Origin of the sequence: Nonomuraea sp. NPDC050536, assembly GCF_044457685.1 — a bacterium.
Classification (GTDB): domain Bacteria; phylum Actinomycetota; class Actinomycetes; order Streptosporangiales; family Streptosporangiaceae; genus Nonomuraea.
The window spans coordinates 118,909-135,609 of sequence record NZ_JBITHD010000003.1 but is presented as its reverse complement, the minus strand read 5'-3'; the positions used below and the strand labels follow the sequence as shown (position 1 = coordinate 135,609).

21 protein-coding genes are annotated in these 16,701 nt (G+C 70.9%); 13 read left to right on the top strand and 8 right to left on the bottom strand.

Annotation, left to right across the window (positions count from 1 at the left end):
• Positions 1-16 precede the first annotated feature (16 nt).
• Complete coding sequence (locus ACIBHX_RS10680; RefSeq protein ID WP_397066280.1) at positions 17-859, bottom strand: serine hydrolase; 843 nt, start codon at positions 857-859, stop codon at positions 17-19.
• Between the two features lie 66 nt (positions 860-925).
• Here ACIBHX_RS10680 and hisD point away from each other — a divergent pair, with 66 nt between their 5' ends.
• The 10 genes from hisD to ACIBHX_RS10630 are packed head-to-tail and all read left to right on the top strand — an operon-like array spanning position 926 to position 7,301.
• Positions 926-2,260, top strand: a complete 1,335-nt coding sequence (gene hisD / locus ACIBHX_RS10675; protein WP_397066278.1) for a histidinol dehydrogenase — start codon at positions 926-928, stop codon at positions 2,258-2,260.
• Entirely contained in the window at positions 2,257-3,336 is a 1,080-nt protein-coding gene (locus ACIBHX_RS10670) for a histidinol-phosphate transaminase (RefSeq protein ID WP_397066276.1), read from the top strand. The genes hisD and ACIBHX_RS10670 overlap by 4 nt, the downstream gene beginning before the upstream one ends.
• The gene (gene hisB / locus ACIBHX_RS10665) at positions 3,324-3,917 is read left to right on the top strand and encodes an imidazoleglycerol-phosphate dehydratase HisB (RefSeq protein ID WP_397066275.1); all 594 of its coding nucleotides are present in this window, start codon (positions 3,324-3,326) and stop codon (positions 3,915-3,917) included. The genes ACIBHX_RS10670 and hisB overlap by 13 nt, the downstream gene beginning before the upstream one ends.
• Positions 3,914-4,069 carry a hypothetical protein gene (locus ACIBHX_RS10660; protein WP_397066273.1) on the top strand — a complete coding sequence of 52 codons (156 nt, stop codon included), beginning with the start codon at positions 3,914-3,916 and terminating at the stop codon, positions 4,067-4,069. Before hisB ends, ACIBHX_RS10660 begins: the two co-directional genes overlap by 4 nt.
• Positions 4,070-4,076: 7 nt before the next feature.
• A complete protein-coding gene (gene hisH, locus ACIBHX_RS10655) occupies positions 4,077-4,709 on the top strand; it encodes an imidazole glycerol phosphate synthase subunit HisH (protein WP_397066271.1) in 633 nt (210 codons plus the stop codon).
• Positions 4,710-4,757: 48 nt separating this feature from the next.
• Positions 4,758-5,087 carry a hypothetical protein gene (locus ACIBHX_RS10650; protein WP_397066269.1) on the top strand — a complete coding sequence of 110 codons (330 nt, stop codon included), beginning with the start codon at positions 4,758-4,760 and terminating at the stop codon, positions 5,085-5,087.
• Positions 5,087-5,818 carry a bifunctional 1-(5-phosphoribosyl)-5-((5-phosphoribosylamino)methylideneamino)imidazole-4-carboxamide isomerase/phosphoribosylanthranilate isomerase PriA gene (gene priA, locus ACIBHX_RS10645; protein WP_397066267.1) on the top strand — a complete coding sequence of 244 codons (732 nt, stop codon included), beginning with the start codon at positions 5,087-5,089 and terminating at the stop codon, positions 5,816-5,818. The genes ACIBHX_RS10650 and priA overlap by 1 nt, the downstream gene beginning before the upstream one ends.
• A gap of 18 nt (positions 5,819-5,836) precedes the next feature.
• Positions 5,837-6,223: a Rid family hydrolase gene (locus ACIBHX_RS10640; RefSeq protein ID WP_397066265.1), complete on the top strand. Its 387-nt coding sequence runs from the start codon at positions 5,837-5,839 to the stop codon at positions 6,221-6,223.
• Entirely contained in the window at positions 6,220-6,984 is a 765-nt protein-coding gene (hisF, locus tag ACIBHX_RS10635; RefSeq protein WP_397066263.1) for an imidazole glycerol phosphate synthase subunit HisF, read from the top strand. Before ACIBHX_RS10640 ends, hisF begins: the two co-directional genes overlap by 4 nt.
• 8 nt (positions 6,985-6,992) lie before the next feature.
• Positions 6,993-7,301: a nuclear transport factor 2 family protein gene (locus ACIBHX_RS10630; protein ID WP_397066262.1), complete on the top strand. Its 309-nt coding sequence runs from the start codon at positions 6,993-6,995 to the stop codon at positions 7,299-7,301.
• Here ACIBHX_RS10630 and ACIBHX_RS10625 read toward each other — a convergent pair.
• From ACIBHX_RS10625 to ACIBHX_RS10610, 4 genes are all read right to left on the bottom strand, one after another.
• Positions 7,298-8,659 carry a glutamine synthetase family protein gene (locus tag ACIBHX_RS10625; RefSeq protein ID WP_397066260.1) on the bottom strand — a complete coding sequence of 454 codons (1,362 nt, stop codon included), beginning with the start codon at positions 8,657-8,659 and terminating at the stop codon, positions 7,298-7,300. The two genes, ACIBHX_RS10630 and ACIBHX_RS10625, sit on opposite strands and share 4 nt — an antisense overlap.
• A 38-nt stretch (positions 8,660-8,697) precedes the next feature.
• Positions 8,698-8,859 carry a hypothetical protein gene (locus ACIBHX_RS10620; RefSeq protein ID WP_397066258.1) on the bottom strand — a complete coding sequence of 54 codons (162 nt, stop codon included), beginning with the start codon at positions 8,857-8,859 and terminating at the stop codon, positions 8,698-8,700.
• A gap of 104 nt (positions 8,860-8,963) precedes the next feature.
• Positions 8,964-9,434 (bottom strand): ABA4-like family protein, encoded by a 471-nt coding sequence (locus ACIBHX_RS10615; RefSeq protein WP_397066256.1) that lies wholly within the window; start codon positions 9,432-9,434, stop codon positions 8,964-8,966.
• Positions 9,431-10,312, bottom strand: coding sequence for a hypothetical protein (locus tag ACIBHX_RS10610; protein WP_397066255.1), 882 nt, complete (start codon positions 10,310-10,312; stop codon positions 9,431-9,433). Before ACIBHX_RS10610 ends, ACIBHX_RS10615 begins: the two co-directional genes overlap by 4 nt.
• 122 nt (positions 10,313-10,434) lie before the next feature.
• Between ACIBHX_RS10610 and ACIBHX_RS10605 the strand changes: the two genes are divergently transcribed.
• Positions 10,435-11,067 (top strand): MerR family transcriptional regulator, encoded by a 633-nt coding sequence (locus tag ACIBHX_RS10605; RefSeq protein WP_397067052.1) that lies wholly within the window; start codon positions 10,435-10,437, stop codon positions 11,065-11,067.
• On the opposite strand, the gene ACIBHX_RS10600 is transcribed toward ACIBHX_RS10605, so the two are convergent.
• Positions 11,041-11,670 carry a TIGR03085 family metal-binding protein gene (locus tag ACIBHX_RS10600; protein WP_397066253.1) on the bottom strand — a complete coding sequence of 210 codons (630 nt, stop codon included), beginning with the start codon at positions 11,668-11,670 and terminating at the stop codon, positions 11,041-11,043. The two genes, ACIBHX_RS10605 and ACIBHX_RS10600, sit on opposite strands and share 27 nt — an antisense overlap.
• Positions 11,671-11,787: 117 nt before the next feature.
• On the opposite strand from ACIBHX_RS10600, the gene ACIBHX_RS10595 reads away from it, so the two are divergent.
• The gene (locus ACIBHX_RS10595; RefSeq protein ID WP_397067050.1) at positions 11,788-13,557 is read left to right on the top strand and encodes an ABC transporter ATP-binding protein; all 1,770 of its coding nucleotides are present in this window, start codon (positions 11,788-11,790) and stop codon (positions 13,555-13,557) included.
• Positions 13,558-13,613: 56 nt separating this feature from the next.
• Positions 13,614-15,329 (top strand): ABC transporter ATP-binding protein, encoded by a 1,716-nt coding sequence (locus ACIBHX_RS10590; protein ID WP_397067048.1) that lies wholly within the window; start codon positions 13,614-13,616, stop codon positions 15,327-15,329.
• Between the two features lie 91 nt (positions 15,330-15,420).
• On the opposite strand, the gene ACIBHX_RS10585 is transcribed toward ACIBHX_RS10590, so the two are convergent.
• Together ACIBHX_RS10585 and ACIBHX_RS10580 are read right to left on the bottom strand one after the other, a co-directional pair.
• Entirely contained in the window at positions 15,421-15,807 is a 387-nt protein-coding gene (locus ACIBHX_RS10585; RefSeq protein ID WP_397066251.1) for an ATP-binding protein, read from the bottom strand.
• On the bottom strand, positions 15,800-16,594 hold the full coding sequence (locus ACIBHX_RS10580) for an MEDS domain-containing protein (RefSeq protein ID WP_397066249.1): 795 nt from the start codon (positions 16,592-16,594) through the stop codon (positions 15,800-15,802). The genes ACIBHX_RS10585 and ACIBHX_RS10580 overlap by 8 nt, the downstream gene beginning before the upstream one ends.
• Positions 16,595-16,701: the final 107 nt, after the last annotated feature.

Genomic DNA, 16,701 nt, shown 5'->3' with positions numbered 1-16,701 from the left:
CCATTTAAGCACTCGCTCAAATCACTCCGACGGCCAGGGCAGCGGCCTCCCCGATCGCGCTGTTGATCGCGTTCTCATCCGCGTACGGCTCACGCGCCGAAGTGAACACTGCCGCCGCATACCGCCGCCCACCAGGCAGCTCCACCACGCCCACCTCGTTCCTGACGACGCCGAACAGGCTGCCGCTCTTGGCCGACACCCGCGCGTCCCGCCCGAACCCCATGGCCAGCCGGTGCCGCGTCACCTGCTGCGCCATCAGCGCCCGCACCCGCGCGCACGCCTCCGCCGGGCCCGCCTCGTCGCGCCAGATCATCCGCAGCAGCCGGGCCATGTCCCGTGCCGTCGTCCTGATCCCGTGCTCGGTCCGCATGGCCGCCGACTCCCAGACGACCTCCATGCCCACGCCGTCGGCCGCCGCCAGGCCCGCCCAGTCGCCGAACCCCGCCCCGGCCCCGATCGAGTCGAGCATCCCCCGCAGCGTGTACGGCACGGCTGTGCCGTACATCCCGAGCCGGTCGAGCGCGTCGCGCAGCCCGCCGAGCCCGATGCGCTCGATCAGCACGTCGGTCGCCGCGTTGTCGGAGACCGTCAGCATCATCCTGACCAGGTCCCGCACCGACACCTCGACCTCGTCCTCGAACGTCGAGAACCCGGTCGGACCTGCCGTGCGATCCCCGGGCCTGACGAGCACCCGCTCACGCCCGCCGGGCATCAGCCTGAACGCCTCCAGCGCCACCAGCACCTTGAACACCGACGCCGCCAGCACCGGCTCGTCGGCCCCCTGCTCCACCAGCCCCGGGCCGTCGATGTCCAGCACGCATAGTCGTACCTCGCACCCCTGGATCATGAAATCCGGCATGTGTCCATGTTGTCCCGCATCGTGGACGGATCGGGATCCGGTGGCCGCACTCCGTAAACTGGGGAGGTGATTTCCCGTATCGACATGCGCGGTTCCCTTCCGGCGAACCTGCGCGACGTGCTGCCCCGCGCCGACCTGGATGTCGAGGCCGCCCTGGAGAAGGTGCGGCCCATCTGCGAGGACGTGCGCCATCGTGGGGCGGCAGCCGTACGGGAGCTGACCGCCAGGTTCGACGGTGTCGAGATCGCCCGCACCCGCGTCCCGGTGCAAGAGATCCAAAAAGCGCTGCAAAACTTGGACCAGAAAGTCAGGGCCGCGCTGGAGGAGTCGATCAGGCGCGCCCGGCTGGTCCACCGCGACCAGCGGCGCACCGACACCACGACGAGCGTCGTCCCCGGCGGCACCGTGACCGAGCGGTGGGTGCCGGTCGACCGGGTCGGCCTGTACGTGCCCGGCGGCCGCGCCGTCTACCCGTCGAGCGTGGTCATGAACGTCGTGCCCGCCCAGGAGGCCGGCGTCGAGTCGCTGGCCGTGACCAGCCCCGCGCAGAGGGAGTTCGGCGGGCTGCCGCACCCCACGATCCTGGCGGCCTGCGCGCTGCTGGACGTCGACGAGGTGTACGCCGTGGGCGGCGCCCAGGCCGTGGCGATGTTCGCCTACGGCACCGAGGAGTGCGCCCCTGCCACCATGGTCACCGGGCCGGGCAACATCTGGGTCGCGGCGGCCAAGCGGCTGCTCAAGGGCCGGATCGGCATCGACTCCGAGGCGGGACCCACCGAGATCGCGATCCTGGCCGACAGCACCGCCGACCCCGTGCACGTGGCGGCCGACCTGATCAGCCAGGCCGAGCACGACGTGATCGCGGCCGCGGTGCTGGTCACCGACAGCGTGGAGCTGGCCGACGCGGTCGAGCGCGAGCTGCCCGCCCAGGTGGCCGCCACCAAGCACTCCGAGCGCATCACCGAGGCCCTGTCCGGGCGCCAGTCCGGCATCGTGCTGGTCGACTCCATCGACGACGGCATCAAGGTGGTCGACGCCTACGCCGCGGAACACCTGGAGATCCAGACGGCCAACGCCGTAGAAATAGCCGGAAAAATCCGAAACGCGGGCGCCATCTTCGTCGGCCCCTACGCCCCGGTCTCGCTGGGCGACTACCTGGCGGGCTCCAACCACGTGCTGCCCACCGGCGGCTGCGCCTGCCACTCCAGCGGCCTGTCCGTGCAGTCGTTCCTGCGCGGCATCCACGTCGTCGACTACACCCGCGAGGCGCTGGCCGAGGCTGCCGCGCACGTGTCCGTGCTGGCCGACGCCGAGGATCTGCCGGCCCATGGCGCGGCCATCCGTGCGCGTTTTGCCGAAGGCGAACTCAATGAGCTCAGCGGCTGGGAGATACCGCAGTGAACCTGGACGACCTGCCCATCCGCGAGGACCTCAAGGGCAAGACGCCGTACGGCGCGCCGCAGATCGACGTGCCGGTCCGCCTCAACACCAACGAGAACCCCTACCCGCCCTCCCAGCGCCTGGTCGACGACCTGGCCGAGGCGGTCCGCGCCGCCGCGGGCGAGCTCAACCGCTACCCCGACAGGGACGCCGTCGAGCTGCGCCGTGACCTGGCCGGCTACCTCGGACACGGGCTCACCACCGAGCACGTGTGGGCGGCCAACGGCTCCAACGAGGTGCTCCAGCAGATCCTGCAGGCCTTCGGCGGCCACGGCAGGACCGCGATCGGGTTCGAGCCGTCGTACTCGATGCACCCCATCATCACCAGCGGCACCAGCACCGAGTGGATCGAGGCCACCCGCGAGGAGGACTTCTCCCTCGACCCGGGCAAGGCGGTGGCCGCCATCGAGGAGCACCGGCCCGACGTCGTCTTCGTCGCCTCGCCGAACAACCCGACCGGGACCGCCCAGCCGCTGGAGACCATCGGACGGATCCTGGCTGCCGCCCCCGGCGTGGTCGTGGTGGACGAGGCCTACGCCGAGTTCGCCAGGACCGGCACGCCGTCCGCGCTGACGCTGCTGCCCGACCACCCGCGGCTGATCGTGACGCGCACGATGTCCAAGGCGTTCGCCATGGCCGGCACCCGCCTGGGCTACCTGGCCGCCCACCCGGCGGTGGTCCAGGCGCTGCAGCTGGTCCGCCTGCCGTACCACCTGTCGGCGTTGACCCAGGCGGCGGCGCGGGTGGCGCTCAGGCATCGCGACGATCTGCTCGGCACCGTCGACGCGCTGCGCCGCGAACGGGACGAGACGGTGGACTGGTTGCGGGCCAAGGGGTTGACGGTGGCCGACTCGGACGCCAATTTCGTGTTGTTCGGGCGCTTTCCTGACCGCAGGGCGGTCTGGGAGGGTCTGCTGGCGCGGGGCGTGCTGATCCGCGAGGTCGGCCCGCCAGAATGGCTGCGAGTGTCGATCGGCACCGGCGAGGAGATGGCGGCGTTCCGCGCTGCGCTGGAGGGAGTTCTGTGGGTCGCGTAGGTCGCGTCGAGCGCACAACCAAGGAGACGTCCGTCCTGGTCGAGGTCGACCTCGACGGCACCGGCAAGGTCGACGTGGCCACCGGGGTGGGCTTCTACGACCACATGCTGGCCCAGCTGGGCAAGCACGGGCTGTTCGACCTGACGGTCAAGACCGAGGGCGACCTGCACATCGACTCCCACCACACCATCGAGGACACCGCGCTGGCGCTGGGCGGCGCCTTCCGCGAGGCTCTGGGCGACAAGTCCGGCATCCGGCGGTTCGGTAGCGCGTCGTGCCCGCTGGACGAGTCGCTCGCCCAGGTCACCGTCGACCTGTCCGGCAGGCCGTACCTGGTGCACGCCGAGCCCGAGGGCATGGCGCCGATGATCGGGCCCGAGTACGACACGACGATGACCCGCCACATCCTGGAGTCGTTCGTCGCCCAGGCCGCCATCTGCCTGCACGTCCACGTCCCCTACGGCCGCAACGCGCACCACATCGTGGAGGCGCAGTTCAAGGCCCTGGCCCGGGCGCTGCGCGAGGCCTCCGAGCTGGATCCCCGCGCCTCGGGCGTGCCGAGCACCAAGGGTGTCCTATGACCGAGAACGTCATCGCCATCGTGATGGTGTTCATCGGGCTCTTCCTGTTCGGTGGCGTCTACTCCCTGCTCAAGCAGGGCCTGAAGATCGGCGCCGTCATCTGCGGGCTCGGCGCCGTCATGGCGATCACTGCGGGGGTGCTCTGGTGGTGAGCGACCGATGAAGCGTGTCGTGGTGCTCGACTACGGCTCGGGCAACCTGCGCTCGGCCGAGCGGGCTCTGGCGCGCGTGGGCGCCGACGTGACGGTGACCTCCGACTTCGACGCCGCGCTCGACTGCGACGGCCTGGTGGTGCCGGGTGTGGGCGCGTTCGCCGCCTGCATGGCGGGCCTCAGCGGGGTGTTCGGCGAGCGGATCATCGCCCGCAGGCTCGCGGGCGGCCGCCCGGTCCTGGGCATCTGCGTGGGTATGCAGATCCTGTTCGCCAGGGGCGTCGAGCACGGCGTGGAGACCGAGGGCTGCGGCGAGTGGCCGGGCACGGTCGAGCGGCTGGAGGCGCCGGTGCTGCCGCACATGGGCTGGAACACGGTCAAGGCGCCCGCCGAGTCGGAGCTGTTCGCCGGGCTCGATGCCGGCACGCGTTTCTACTTCGTGCACTCCTACGGCGTGCGGGAATGGGAGCTGCACCCGGGCGACGGGTTCAGGGAGCCGCTGGTGACCTGGGCCGAACACGGCGTGCCGTTCGTGGCCGCCGTCGAGAACGGTCCGCTCAAGGCCACCCAGTTCCACCCCGAGAAGTCCGGCGACGCGGGAGCCGTACTCCTCGAAAACTGGCTCAAGACCGTCCCGTGAGCCGGGAGCGAGCCTTCCGCGTAGCGAATGAGGAAGGGTGAGCGACCCATGAGCAAGGAGCGGGCGCGCCGCCGCGCCGTTCGTGAGGCGGAGCGCGCCCGCGCGATCCGGCGGAGCGAGGAGCGCCAGGCGCGCAGGGGCCGCCGCCGCGCCCTGCTCAGGAGGCTGACGCCGCGCCCGGTCAGGGTGGCCAGGCAGGGCGGCGTCCTGGCACGCCGCCGGCGCGCGCAGAACGTCGTGATGGCGGCGGCGTTCCTGCTGGCCCAGGCGCTGACCTGGCTGGTGTGGGGCTCGTGGTGGACCAGCTTCGGCGTGCTCGTGCTGTCGCTGCTTCTGATTCCTGTTGTGATGACCCTGGCTTTTGACCGGAGGACCTGATGTCGCTCGTTCTGTTGCCCGCCGTGGACGTGGTCGACGGCCAAGCCGTCCGCCTGGTCCAGGGAGAGGCAGGCACCGAGACCGGTTACGGCTCGCCCCTGGCGGCCGCGCTGGCCTGGCAGGAGCAGGGAGCCGAGTGGGTCCATGTGGTCGACCTGGACGCGGCCTTCGGCCGCGGCACCAACCACGACCTGATCGCCGAGGTGGTCGGCCGGCTCGAGGTGAACGTCGAGCTGTCGGGCGGCATCCGCGACGACGAGTCGCTGGCCCGTGCGCTGGCCACGGGCTGCCGCCGGGTGAACATCGGCACCGCCGCGCTGGAGAACCCGGACTGGTGCCGGAAGATCATCGCCGAGCACGGCGACAGGATCGCCGTCGGCCTGGACGTGCGCGGCACGACGCTGGCCGCCCGCGGCTGGACCGAGGAGAGCGGCGACCTGTGGGAGGTGCTCGACCGGCTGGAGGCCGACGGCTGCCCCCGCTACGTCGTCACCGACATCACCCGCGACGGGTTGCTCGGCGGGCCGAACGTGGAGCTGTACAAGCAGATCTGCGCCCGCACCGACAGGCCCGTCATCGCCAGCGGTGGCGTGTCCTCCCTGGAGGACCTGGTCGCGCTGGCCTCGCTGGTGCCCGAGGGGGTCGAGGGAGCCATCGTGGGACGGGCCCTCTACGCCCAGGCCTTCACGCTGGCGAACGCCCTCGCCGCGGTTCGCGCTCAGGTCATGTGAGGGGGCGTCATGGGCAGTATGAGCACGGGTACCCGGGTGTTCTCCGGCGGCGTCTGGGAGGAGAAGTACGGTTACGCCAGGGCGGTCATCGCCGGCGACCGGGTGATCGTCTCCGGCTGCACGGCGACCGTGGACGGCGAGGTGCAGCACGACGGCGACCCGTACCGGCAGAGCATGACCGCGATGGGCATCGCCGTGGACGCGGTCGAGGCGGCGGGGCTGACCATCGAGGACGTGGTCATGGTCCGCTACTACGTGGTGGAGCACCGCCACTTCGACCTGGTCGGCCAGGCCATCGCCGAGGTGTTCGGCAAGGTACGGCCGGCCTGTACGGGAGTCCGGGTGGCCGGGCTCGTGGATCTGAGGATGCTGGTGGAGATCGAGATCGAGGCGCAGCGGTCATGACGGTGGCGGTGCGTGTGATCCCGTGCCTGGACGTGGACGCCGGGCGCGTGGTCAAGGGCGTGAACTTCGAGAACCTGCGGGACGCGGGCGACCCGGTCGAGCTGGCCAGACGCTACGACCAGGAGGGCGCCGACGAGCTGACCTTCCTGGACATCACCGCCTCCTCCGGCGAGCGCGAGACCATGCTCGACGTGGTCCGCAGGACCGCCGAGCAGGTCTTCATCCCGCTCACGGTGGGCGGCGGCGTGCGCTCGGTGGAGGACGTCAACCGGCTGCTGCGCGCGGGCGCCGACAAGGTGTCGCTGAACACCGCGGCCATCACCAGGCCCGAGCTGCTGACCGAGGCCTCGCGCAGGTTCGGCGCGCAGTGCGTGGTGCTGTCGGTGGACGCCAGGCGCGCCCCCGGCACGGCCTCCGGGTTCGAGGTGACCACGCACGGTGGGCGCCGCGGCACCGGCATCGACGCCGTGGAGTGGGCGGCCCGCGGCGAGGAGCTGGGCGTGGGGGAGATCCTGCTCAACTCGATGGACGGCGACGGCACGCTGGACGGCTACGACCTGGAGATGATCCGCGCGGTCCGCGCCGCGGTGCGGGTGCCGGTCATCGCCAGCGGCGGCGCCGGGCGGCTCGAGCACTTCCCGCCGGCCATCGAGGCGGGCGCCGACGCGGTGCTGGCCGCCTCGGTGTTCCACTTCGGGACCTTGAAGATCTCCGAGGTCAAGGACGTTCTGCGGGCCGCGGGTCAACCTGTCCGGGTATGAACCGCGGCATGAACTCGAACAACCCGGTGGTCGCCGAGGCGATCGACGCGATCAACAACGGTGACAGGGCCGCGTTCGTCGCGACCCTGACACCGGATGCCACGATGTCCGACGACGGTTCCGAGCGCGACCTCGGCGAGTGGATCGACAAGGAGATCTTCGACGTCAACGGCCGCTTCGCCATCGAGACCCAGGGCCAGGACGGGCTCGGCATGATGGTGCGCTTCCGCAACGACACCTGGGGCGAGATGAAGACCCGCTGGCGCTTCGAGGTCGGCAACGGGAAGATCACCCGGTTCGAGACGGGGCAGGCCTAGAACACCCGCATGTGGTGGAACAGCTCGTAGGAGACGTCCTTCGCGGCGAAGGACGCCGCCTCCGAGCGCTTGACCGCCAGGTACGCGGTGCGCCGCAGCGGGCCCAGGGCCTCCATCAGCATTTCGTCGGCCTCCAGGGCGTCCAGCGCCTGCTCGAGCGAGCCCGGCAGCGCCGGGTACCTGCCGGGTCGCGTGTCGGGGTCGACGTCGACCGCCTCGCCGGGGTCGAGCTTGCGCCGGATGCCGTCGAGCCCGGCGTGGATGACCGCGCCCAGCGACAGGTAGGGGTTGGCCGAGGAGTCCGACGGCTTCAGCTCCAGGTTCGGCTCGCCGGTCTCGCCCAGCGGGGAGCAGATCCGCACCGCCGCCTCCCTGTTGTCGGGACCGTAGACGGCGTAGGCGCTGGACCACATGCGTGGCGCCAGGCGGCGGAAGCTGTTGACGCTGCCGCAGGTCAGCGCGGTCAGTGCGGGCAGGTGGGCGAGCAGCCCGCCGATGAACCAGTCGCGGACCTGGCTGCCCTCCTCGAACAGGTTGCGCGTGTCGTTCCACAGCGACAGGTGCAGGTGGGCGCCGTTGCCTGCCTGGTCGGCCAGCGGCTTGGGGGCCAGCGACGCCCACATCGACATCCGCATGGCCACGCCGCGCACGGCCTCGCGGTAGAGCACGTGGTTGTCGGCGGCGCGCAACGCCGGGGCGTGCCGTACAGAAAGCTCCTGCTGGCCGGGGCCGAGCTCGGGGTGGTAGTGCTCGACGCGCAGGCCCATCGTCTCCAGCGTGCGGATCAACTTGATCGTGTAGTCGTGCGCGATGTCGAATCCGGTGTTGGCGTAGCACAGGGAGTCGTCGAGCGGCACCAGCCGGTCGGGGCCGCCGGCCGGGTCGGGCAGCCGGCGCCCCAGCGTGAACTCCGGTTCGAAGGCCGCCATCAGGGTGTAGCCCTCGGCAGCCAGCGCGCTCACGGCGTCCTTGAGGAACGTGCGCGGGCAGGCCTCCCACGGAGTGCCGTCCTGGAGGCGCAGATCCGACAGCATCGCCGCGGCGCCGGGCGCGTGCGGGAGAGGGACGTACGTCGCCGGATCGGGCACGATCCGCACCTCGCCGACGGGGCCCATGTGCTCGACATCCTGGAGCTGGTCGAGCATGTTCATCGCCATCATGGCCACCGTGTGCCCGATCCCGGTGCCGAGCCGCTCGGCCAGCCTCGACCGGGATGCCGCCTTGCCACGGATCACGCCACCGTGGTCGGCGTACAGAAAGCGGATCAGCTCGATGCCCTCGAGCTCGGCGCGCTCGAGGATGCGCCGGACGTTGGGGTCAGGCTGATGGATCTTGGGGACGCCAGGGCGATCTCTCACTCTGTCTGCGTAACACGATCCGGCAGCCTACGGAAGCATCAGGTCAGTACATTCGTAAAGAAGACGGCCAACTGGTTGGCGCCTTGCACTATTCCATTGAACACGCCGTTGACCGCGGCTGCGGCCTGGGCCGGCCGGGTGAACAGGTAGAAGACCACGAACGCCACGAGAACGTAGGTGATCACCTTCTTGACCTGCATGGGGGGCCTCCTGCAGTCCGTTCCCAGCCGTATATACCCGGATCTGGGCGATCACTGGCATCTTCTATGAAGATGTTCTTGATCTTAACCGGGGGGCGTCTTTCCTAAGCCATGGTACGGCCAACAGGTCTGGCTGTAGCCCCTGCCACGCCGGGATTCTGGCGATAGGCGAGCCGGATCGCGAGGTACAGCGGGAACCCCAGCGGCGACAGCAGGATGGTCAGCACCATGATCGGAGCCATGAGCAGGGGATGGACGCCGCGCTCGCGGCTGTCGAGGTAGATCCACCGGCCCAGGAACAGGTCCCAGGCGATGATCTGGGCCCACAGCGCCGTCAGCGCCTCCGGGCTCGCCACCAGGTGCTGCAGCCCTGTCAGCGACGGCCGGCTCACCACCGGCCAGAAGTCGGCGAACAGCGGCACCAGCAGCACCAGGTTGACCGCCAGCGCCGGCAGCACGATCAGCGGCGAGCCGGCGATCCTGCGCGTCACCTTCCAGGTGGGCGCCAGGATCATCAGCGCCCAGAAGGGCGCGGCCAGGTAGAAACTGAGGCTGAACCAGGATGATGTGCTCACGGGACAGTGACCTTCTTCTTTCCGAGGGAGACGGCCGCGGCCACCAGTGCCGCGACCACGAGGAGAGCGGCCGTGGCCAGGGTGGCCGCGTCCGGGTGGATCAGCGGCTGGCCGCGCTCGGCCTGCCACAGGGTCAGCGCCACGATCCCGGCGTACAGCCCGCCCGCGACGCCGACCAGGCGCAGCCGTACCGTCTCGTCGGCCAGCGCGGGGACGCGCCGGCCCAACGCGGCCAGGGCGAGGCCGAGCAGCGGGAGCAGTTGCAGCGCGTGCATGCCGACGAAGTGGGGGATGCGCAGGTCGCCGCCGGCGCTGCTCCACCCGAGCAGCGGCAGGCCCGGGCCGCCGTCGGGCAGGCCGACCGTGTGCGCGCCGACCGCGATGTCGAGGTTCTGTCCGGGCTTGGGGCCCAGCATGAGGGCCCCCGCGGCGAGGCCGATCGTGGAGATGAGCAGGCCGATCCTGACGGTCCAGGTGGAGACCCGGTCGGCCTGGCGCTCCAGCGCCACGAGGATCGCGCCGACGATGTTGGCGATCATCAGCACGCCGATGGTGATGCCCATCAGCTTCCACAGGTTGCCGTCGAAGTCGGTGGACTGGTTGAAGTGGCTGCGGTGGCCGCGGGCCGCCTGGAAGGCGATGATCGCGATCTCGCCGAGACCGGCCGCGGCCAGCGCCGTGCCCGTCCACCAGCTTGTCCTGCGCGCCCTGTGCCGCAGTGACAGCAGCCAGGCCCAGGTGAAGGAGTAGAGGGCCAAGGAGATCGAGAACTTCAGCGGCTTGGCCCATAACGGCAGGCCATCGAGCTGCCGGCCGTCGGCGAAGAACAGCACGAGGAAGACGAGGGCGCAGGCGGCCATGGTTCCTGCGAAGAGCATGAGCGGGCGGTGCCATCTCAGCACGGCGGCCTCCGGTTGGGTGGATAATGGATAGTGCTACTTATTACTATCTATAGCTAAGCTATCCACGTACGGCAAGAGAAGGAAGTGAAAACGTGCGGATGGCGGAGCTGAGCGAGGAGACGGGCATCCCGATCCCGACGATCAAGTACTACATGCGGGAGGGGCTCGTCGCTCCAGGCCGGCCGACAGGCCGCAACCAGGCCGACTACGACGACGGGCACGTGCGCAGGCTCAAGCTCGTGCGCGCCCTGGCCGAGTACGGCGACCTGTCCATCGCGGTCATCAGGGAACTGGTGGGCCATCTCGACAACCCCGAGATGAGCCTGTACCACCTGATGGGCGAGGCCCAGAGCACCGTCACCCAGCGCAGGGACGTACGGCCCGGCCCGCACGTGACCGAAGCCGAGCGGGCCGTCGCGGAGATGGTCGCCAGGCGCGGCTGGAAGGGCGCGGTGCCCAGCAGCGCCTACCGCACGGTCGTCGGCCTGCTGGCCACGCTGGACGAGATCGGGCGGCAGGACATGATCGACGCCCTCGACGGTTACGCCGAGGCGGCCGAGCGCATCGCCGAGACGGACATGCGGGTGCTGGGCGACCCCTCCGACCGGGAGCGGGCCGTGGAGATCGTGGTGATCGGCACCGCTGTGGGCGACACGCTCATCGCCGCGCTGCGCCGGATGGCCCAGGCCAGCGTGGCGGCGCCGCTATATGCCGAGGACCGCGCTCCGTAGCCGCGCCACCTGCTCCTCGTCGCCCGACAGGTCCACCTTGGCGTGGTCCTGGCGGCCGAAGCAGAACAGGAGAAGCTCGGCGGGCTCGCCGGAGACCTCCACCTTGGGCCCGCCCGACGGGCCGCCGAGCGCCACGCCGCCGCCTCGCCGGTGCAGCACCACGCCCACCGGCGAGCGGCGCAGCGTCAGCCTGCCCATCGCCGAGACCCGCTTCCAGATCAGGTCCTGGAGCCTGGCCGGCAGCTCGCGGGGCTGCCAGCCGCTCTGGGCGCGGCGCACGTCCTCGTGGTGGACGACGTACTCCAGCGTGTTGACCGCGTCGTCGAGGAAGGGCAGCACCCCGTACGGCCCGCCGGGGGAGCGGACCATGCCGACGAGCTCCGGGTAGGGGTGCTTGGCCTTCAGCCCCTGCTGGACGGAGGCGGTGTAGCCGGCCAGCGGCTTGAGCGCGATACCGGCCGCCGCGTCCAGCCTGCGCTCGCGTAGCACCAGGTGAGCGGCCAGGTCATAGGTGCTCCAGCCCGTGCAGAGCGTCGGCGCGTCAGGGCCGAGCCGGTCGAACAGGTCGCACAGCGCGGAGCGCTCTTCACGGGCGTACGTCACGAGATCAGCCTAGCGAAGGGGAATAAGCGGGTGATCGGGCGTGATAGTCACTTAGTGAGAAATGTCCAATCTTGAAGGGAATCCCCGCGCGTGGCGAGCAAGGTCACCTCGGCCGTGATGCGTCAAGGACTCGGCGTCCTTGGGGTGGCCATCCGCACAGAGAAAGCGGTGTTCGCCGTGGCCGTGCTGGCCAGCGGACTCTACGGCGGCATGACCGTCGCCTCCGCCTGGGCACTCGGCTGGGCCACGCAGAACGTGGTGCTGCCCGCCTTCGGCAAGGGGGAGACGGGCACGGGCGCGCTGTGGACAGCCGTCCTGCTGATCATGGGCACGGCGCTGCTGAAGGCGTTCGGCGTGGGAGGGCGGCGGATCTTCGCCGGCGTGCTGCAGTACCGCATGCAGGCCCGCTCCCGCCGTGACGTGACCAAGCAGTACCTGCGCCTGCCCCTGTCGTGGCATCACCAGCACCCGACGGGCCAATTGCTGTCCAACGCCAGCGCCGACGCCGAGGCCGCCTGGGCGCCGCTCGCGCCGTTGCCGATGGCCGTGGGCGTGATCGTCATGCTGTTCACCGCCGCCATCGGGATGGTGCTGACCGACCCCGTGCTCGCGCTGGTGGGCTTCCTGATCTTTCCGGCGATAGCCGTACTGAACCTGATCTATCAGCGCAGGCTCAGCCCGCTGGCGACCAGGGCGCAGCAACTGCGCGCCGAGGTCAGCGAGATCGCGCACGAGAGCTTCGACGGCGCGCTGGTCGTCAAGACGCTCGGCCGCGAAGGCGAGGAGACCGAGCGCTTCCAGCGGCGCGCGCACGAGCTGCGCGACGCCAACATCGCCGTCGGGCGCGTGCGCGGGCTGTTCGACCCGCTGCTGGAGGCGCTGCCCACGCTCGGCGTGCTGATCGTGCTGGCCGTGGGCGGGCTGCGGCTGTCGACCCGCTCGATCGACTCCGGCGAGCTGATCCAGGTCGCCTACCTGTTCACCCTGCTGGCCTTCCCGATCAGGGCGCTCGGCTGGGTGCTGGCCGAGCTGCCGCGCAGCGTGGTCGGCTGGACGCGGGTGCAGGCCGTGCTCGACGCCTCGGGCTCGATGTCGTACGGCTCCGTCACGGCGGCCTCCGCGGAACCCGCCGCCCTGGAGGTCTCCGGCGTCTCCTACGCCTACGGTGAGGCCGAGGTGCTCCACGACGTCGGGTTCGAGGTACGGCCAGGCCGTACCGTCGCCCTGGTCGGGCCCACCGGGTCGGGCAAGTCCACGCTGGTGCAGCTGCTCGTGCGGCTCGTCGACCCGCTGTCCGGGGCCGTCCTGCTTGACGGGATGGACCTGCGCGAGCTCGCCTACGGTGAGGTGGCCGGGTCGGCGGCGCTGGTGCTGCAGCAGACGTTCCTGTTCGACGACAGCGTGCGCGGCAACGTCGCGCTCGACCTGCAGGTCTCCGACGAGGAGGTGTGGGCGGCGCTGCGGCTGGCCCAGGCCGGGGGATTCGTCGGGCGGCTCGCCAACGGGCTCGACACCCGGGTGGGCGAGCGCGGCGCCACCCTGTCCGGCGGGCAGCGGCAGCGGCTGGCGCTGGCCCGCGCGCTGGTCCGCAAGCCCCGGCTGCTGATTCTCGACGACGCGACCTCCAGCGTGGACCCGCAGGTCGAGGCCAGGATCCTGCACGGGCTGCAGGACTCGGCCGCCAGCGTGGTGGTCGTCGCCTACCGGATGGCCACGATCGCGCTCGCCGACGAGGTCGTCTTCCTGGAGCGCGGCCGCGTCGCCGACCGGGGAACCCACGAGGAGCTGCTCGATCGCTGCGAGGGCTACCGCAATCTGGTCACCGCCTACGAACGCGAAGAGGCCGAGCAGGCCGCGATCGAGGCCGAAGAGGAGGTCACGGCGTGAGCATCGCCCAGAACACCGAGCGCTCCGCGCTGGCCACGATCAGGCGCGGGCTGTCGATGACGCCCGAGTTCCGCAAGGGGCTCTACGGCACGCTGCTGCTCGCGGTGGTCGCCACCGTCGGCAAGATCATCGTCCCCGTCGCGGTGCAGCAGACGATCGACACCGGGCTCAAGTCCGGCGTGCCCGACCTTCCGTACATCACGCGAGCCGTGGTGCTGTGCGCGGTCGCCGTGGTCATCACCGCCCTGTGCGGCTACGTGATGAACGTCCGGCTCTACCGGGCGACCGAGTCGTCGCTGGCGACGCTGCGGGTGCGCGGCTTCCGCCACGTGCACGACCTGTCGGTGCTCACCCAGAACAGCGAGCGCCGCGGCGCGCTGGTCTCCCGCGTCACCAACGACATCGACCAGATCAGCACGTTCATGCAGTGGGGCGGGCTGATGATCATCGTGGCGTTCGGGCAGCTGTTCGTCGCCAGCGTGCTCATGCTCGTCTACTCCTGGCAGCTCACGCTGCTGGTCTGGGTCTGCTTCATCCCGCTGGCGATCGCGCTGCCGCGCTTCCAGCGGTGGCTGTCGCGCGCCTACACCGCCGTCCGCGAGCGCACCGGCGACATGCTGGCCGCGGTCAGCGAGTCGGTCGTAGGCGCCGCCGTCATCCGCGCCTACGCCTCCGAGCGCCGCACCTCCGAACGCATCGACCAGGCCGTCGACTCCAACAGGACCGCCCAGGTCAGGGCGCAGACGATCGTCGGGTTCGTCTTCCCCATCACCGAACTGGTCGCCGCGCTGGCCATCGCCGGCATCGTGGTGCTCGGCGTGCGGCTCGGCCTGTCGGGCGACATCTCGGCGGGCGAGCTGGTGGCCTTCCTCTTCCTGGTCACGCTGTTCGTCTCGCCCATGCAGACCGCCACCGAGGTGCTCAACGAGGCACAGAACGCGGTCGCCGGCTGGCGGCGCATCCTCGGCGTCATCGAAACGCCCGCCGACGTGGCCGACCCCGGCCCGGCCGGCGTCGAGCTGCCGCGCGGCCCCATCTCGGTCGGCTTCGAGGACGTCCACTTCGCCTATCCCGGCGGCGAGCCCGTCCTGCACGGCGTCACCCTCCGCATCCCGCCGCGGTCCCGCATCGCGATCGTCGGGGAGACGGGCTCCGGCAAGACGACCTTCGCCAAGCTGCTCACCCGGCTCATGGACCCGGTCTCGGGGAGCGTCACGATCGACGGGCACGACCTGCGCGACGTGCGCTTCTCCTCGCTGCGGGAACGAATCGTGATGGTGCCGCAGGACGGGTTCCTCTTCGACGGCACGCTCGCCGACAACGTCAGGTACGGCAAGCCGTCCGCCACCCGGGCCGAGGTGGAGCTCGCGCTCACCGAGCTCGGCCTCGCGGACTGGCTCGAGGGTCTGCCTGCCGGCCTGGACACGCCCGTCGGGCAGCGCGGCGAGTCACTGTCGGCCGGCGAGCGGCAGCTCGTCGCCCTCGCCCGCGCCTACCTCGCGGACCCCGACCTCCTCCTCCTGGACGAGGCCACCTCCGCAGTCGACCCCGCCACGGAGGTCCGCCTGGCACGCGCCCTGGAAGGCGTCACCCGTGGCCGCACGGCGGTCTCGATCGCCCACCGCCTGTCGACCGCGGAGAACGCCGACGAGGTCCTCGTCTTCGACGACGGCCGGCTCGTCCAACGCGGCCCCCACGCCGACCTCGTCCAGGAACCCGGCGTCTACGCCACCCTCTACGCCTCCTGGATCTCCGCCGCCCACTCCGCCTGACCCTCCCAGGAAGCCGCGTATGGGGGTCGACCCCGGTAGAGGACCTGCCCGGCCGACGCTGATCCATGGCTCGCGCGGCTTGCCGTACGGGCTAGTCGGGGGAGGTGAAGGTGATGTGGGTGCCGCGCGGGCTGGAGACGATGACGAGGTGCCGGCACAGGAGCCGGGCCAGCCAGAGCCCGCGCCCGCCGTCCTGGTGACACGAGGGACGGCGGGAGGCGCCGAGCCAGCCGGGCGGCAGACCGGGGCCGTCGTCGGTGACCTCGCACCAGAGCCTGCCGCCCTGCGACCACAGCCTGAGCCGCCCGCACCCGCCGCCGTGCAGGACCGCGTTGGTGGCGATCTCGTTGACCGCGAGCACGAAGTCCTCCAGGCGGCGCCCCGACAGGCCGTGCCGGGCGGCGTACTCGGTGACCGACCGGCGCATCGGCGTGATGCGGCCGTGGCCGAACGTCGCGCAGAGGGCCGGGCTAGTCATGATCGCGCACGGTGATGACCTCGTCCGCTCGTACCAGGTGGAGCAGGCGGGCGACCGCCTCCTGGCAGGTGATCACGGTGCCGCGCTCGCCCCTGGCCACGGCCGTGGCCGCCAGCAGCCGGGCGGCGCCCGCGTCCATGTAGTCCAGTCCGGTGGCGTCGATGACGACCTGCGCGGCCTCGCCCTCCAGCGTGGCCAGGATCGAGGCGAACGCGGCCCGGTTGGAGAGGTCGACCTCCCCGGAGATCCGCAGCCCCGCCGGCAGGCAGGTGCCGGTGAAGCGCAGCATCGCCTGGTCGGGCGAGATCGGGTGGGCGGACGCGGCGCGGTCCAGGTCAGCCCCGCAGAACAGCGTCCGGTCGTACTGGCACACGGCCGCCAGCCAGCCCTGCGCGAACAGCGCGTTCGTCGCGGCCTCGAGCCTGACCTGGCCGGCGGCGTCCGGTAAGCCCCACGAGGCGTCGACCAGCAGGTAGAGACCGGCGTGCCCGTGCTTCCTCGCCCGCTCGCCGGCCGCGGCCAGCCCGCCGAGCACCCGCCCGGGGTCCAGCCGGCCGTCGACGAAGTGGGTGTCGGCGCTGGCCAGGATCTCCAACCGCCCCGCCGCCTCGGCCTCGGCGAACCCCAGCCACGCCCGGGTCGCCTCGGGGGTGTCGGTGTGCGTGATGATCATCACCTTGGCCCGCCTGCGCAGGCCGTTCCCGGCGAAGTCGCGGGTGGCGTCGATGCGCTCGCGCTGGTCACCGTACGGCAGGCAGACGTGATCCCCGAGGTCGAGATCGAGCATCACCTGGCCACCCCCCTTCGGTAGGTGCCCCGAACGTACTCCGCCAGATGCCATTACGCACCGCGTTCTCCGCAAAACTCACGGTAATGTAATGCCTACAGGTGTAG

Bases quoted from the DNA above. Each gene is read 5' to 3' on its own strand.
- ACIBHX_RS10640 (WP_397066265.1), top strand. From the start codon at position 5,837: ATGAGCACGGGTACCCGGGTGTTCTCCGGCGGCGTCTGGGAGGAGAAG.
- ACIBHX_RS10605 (WP_397067052.1), top strand. From the start codon at position 10,435: ATGGCGGAGCTGAGCGAGGAGACGGGCATCCCGATCCCGACGATCAAG.
- ACIBHX_RS10590 (WP_397067048.1), top strand. From the start codon at position 13,614: ATGACGCCCGAGTTCCGCAAGGGGCTCTACGGCACGCTGCTGCTCGCG.
- ACIBHX_RS10630 (WP_397066262.1), top strand. From the start codon at position 6,993: ATGAACTCGAACAACCCGGTGGTCGCCGAGGCGATCGACGCGATCAAC.
- ACIBHX_RS10580 (WP_397066249.1), bottom strand. From the start codon at position 16,594: ATGCTCGATCTCGACCTCGGGGATCACGTCTGCCTGCCGTACGGTGAC.
- ACIBHX_RS10660 (WP_397066273.1), top strand. From the start codon at position 3,914: ATGACCGAGAACGTCATCGCCATCGTGATGGTGTTCATCGGGCTCTTC.
- hisF (WP_397066263.1), top strand. From the start codon at position 6,220: ATGACGGTGGCGGTGCGTGTGATCCCGTGCCTGGACGTGGACGCCGGG.
- ACIBHX_RS10650 (WP_397066269.1), top strand. From the start codon at position 4,758: ATGAGCAAGGAGCGGGCGCGCCGCCGCGCCGTTCGTGAGGCGGAGCGC.
- ACIBHX_RS10680 (WP_397066280.1), bottom strand. From the start codon at position 859: ATGCCGGATTTCATGATCCAGGGGTGCGAGGTACGACTATGCGTGCTG.
- ACIBHX_RS10585 (WP_397066251.1), bottom strand. From the start codon at position 15,807: ATGACTAGCCCGGCCCTCTGCGCGACGTTCGGCCACGGCCGCATCACG.
- ACIBHX_RS10595 (WP_397067050.1), top strand. From the start codon at position 11,788: ATGCGTCAAGGACTCGGCGTCCTTGGGGTGGCCATCCGCACAGAGAAA.
- ACIBHX_RS10610 (WP_397066255.1), bottom strand. From the start codon at position 10,312: ATGCTCTTCGCAGGAACCATGGCCGCCTGCGCCCTCGTCTTCCTCGTG.
- priA (WP_397066267.1), top strand. From the start codon at position 5,087: ATGTCGCTCGTTCTGTTGCCCGCCGTGGACGTGGTCGACGGCCAAGCC.
- ACIBHX_RS10620 (WP_397066258.1), bottom strand. From the start codon at position 8,859: ATGCAGGTCAAGAAGGTGATCACCTACGTTCTCGTGGCGTTCGTGGTC.
- hisH (WP_397066271.1), top strand. From the start codon at position 4,077: ATGAAGCGTGTCGTGGTGCTCGACTACGGCTCGGGCAACCTGCGCTCG.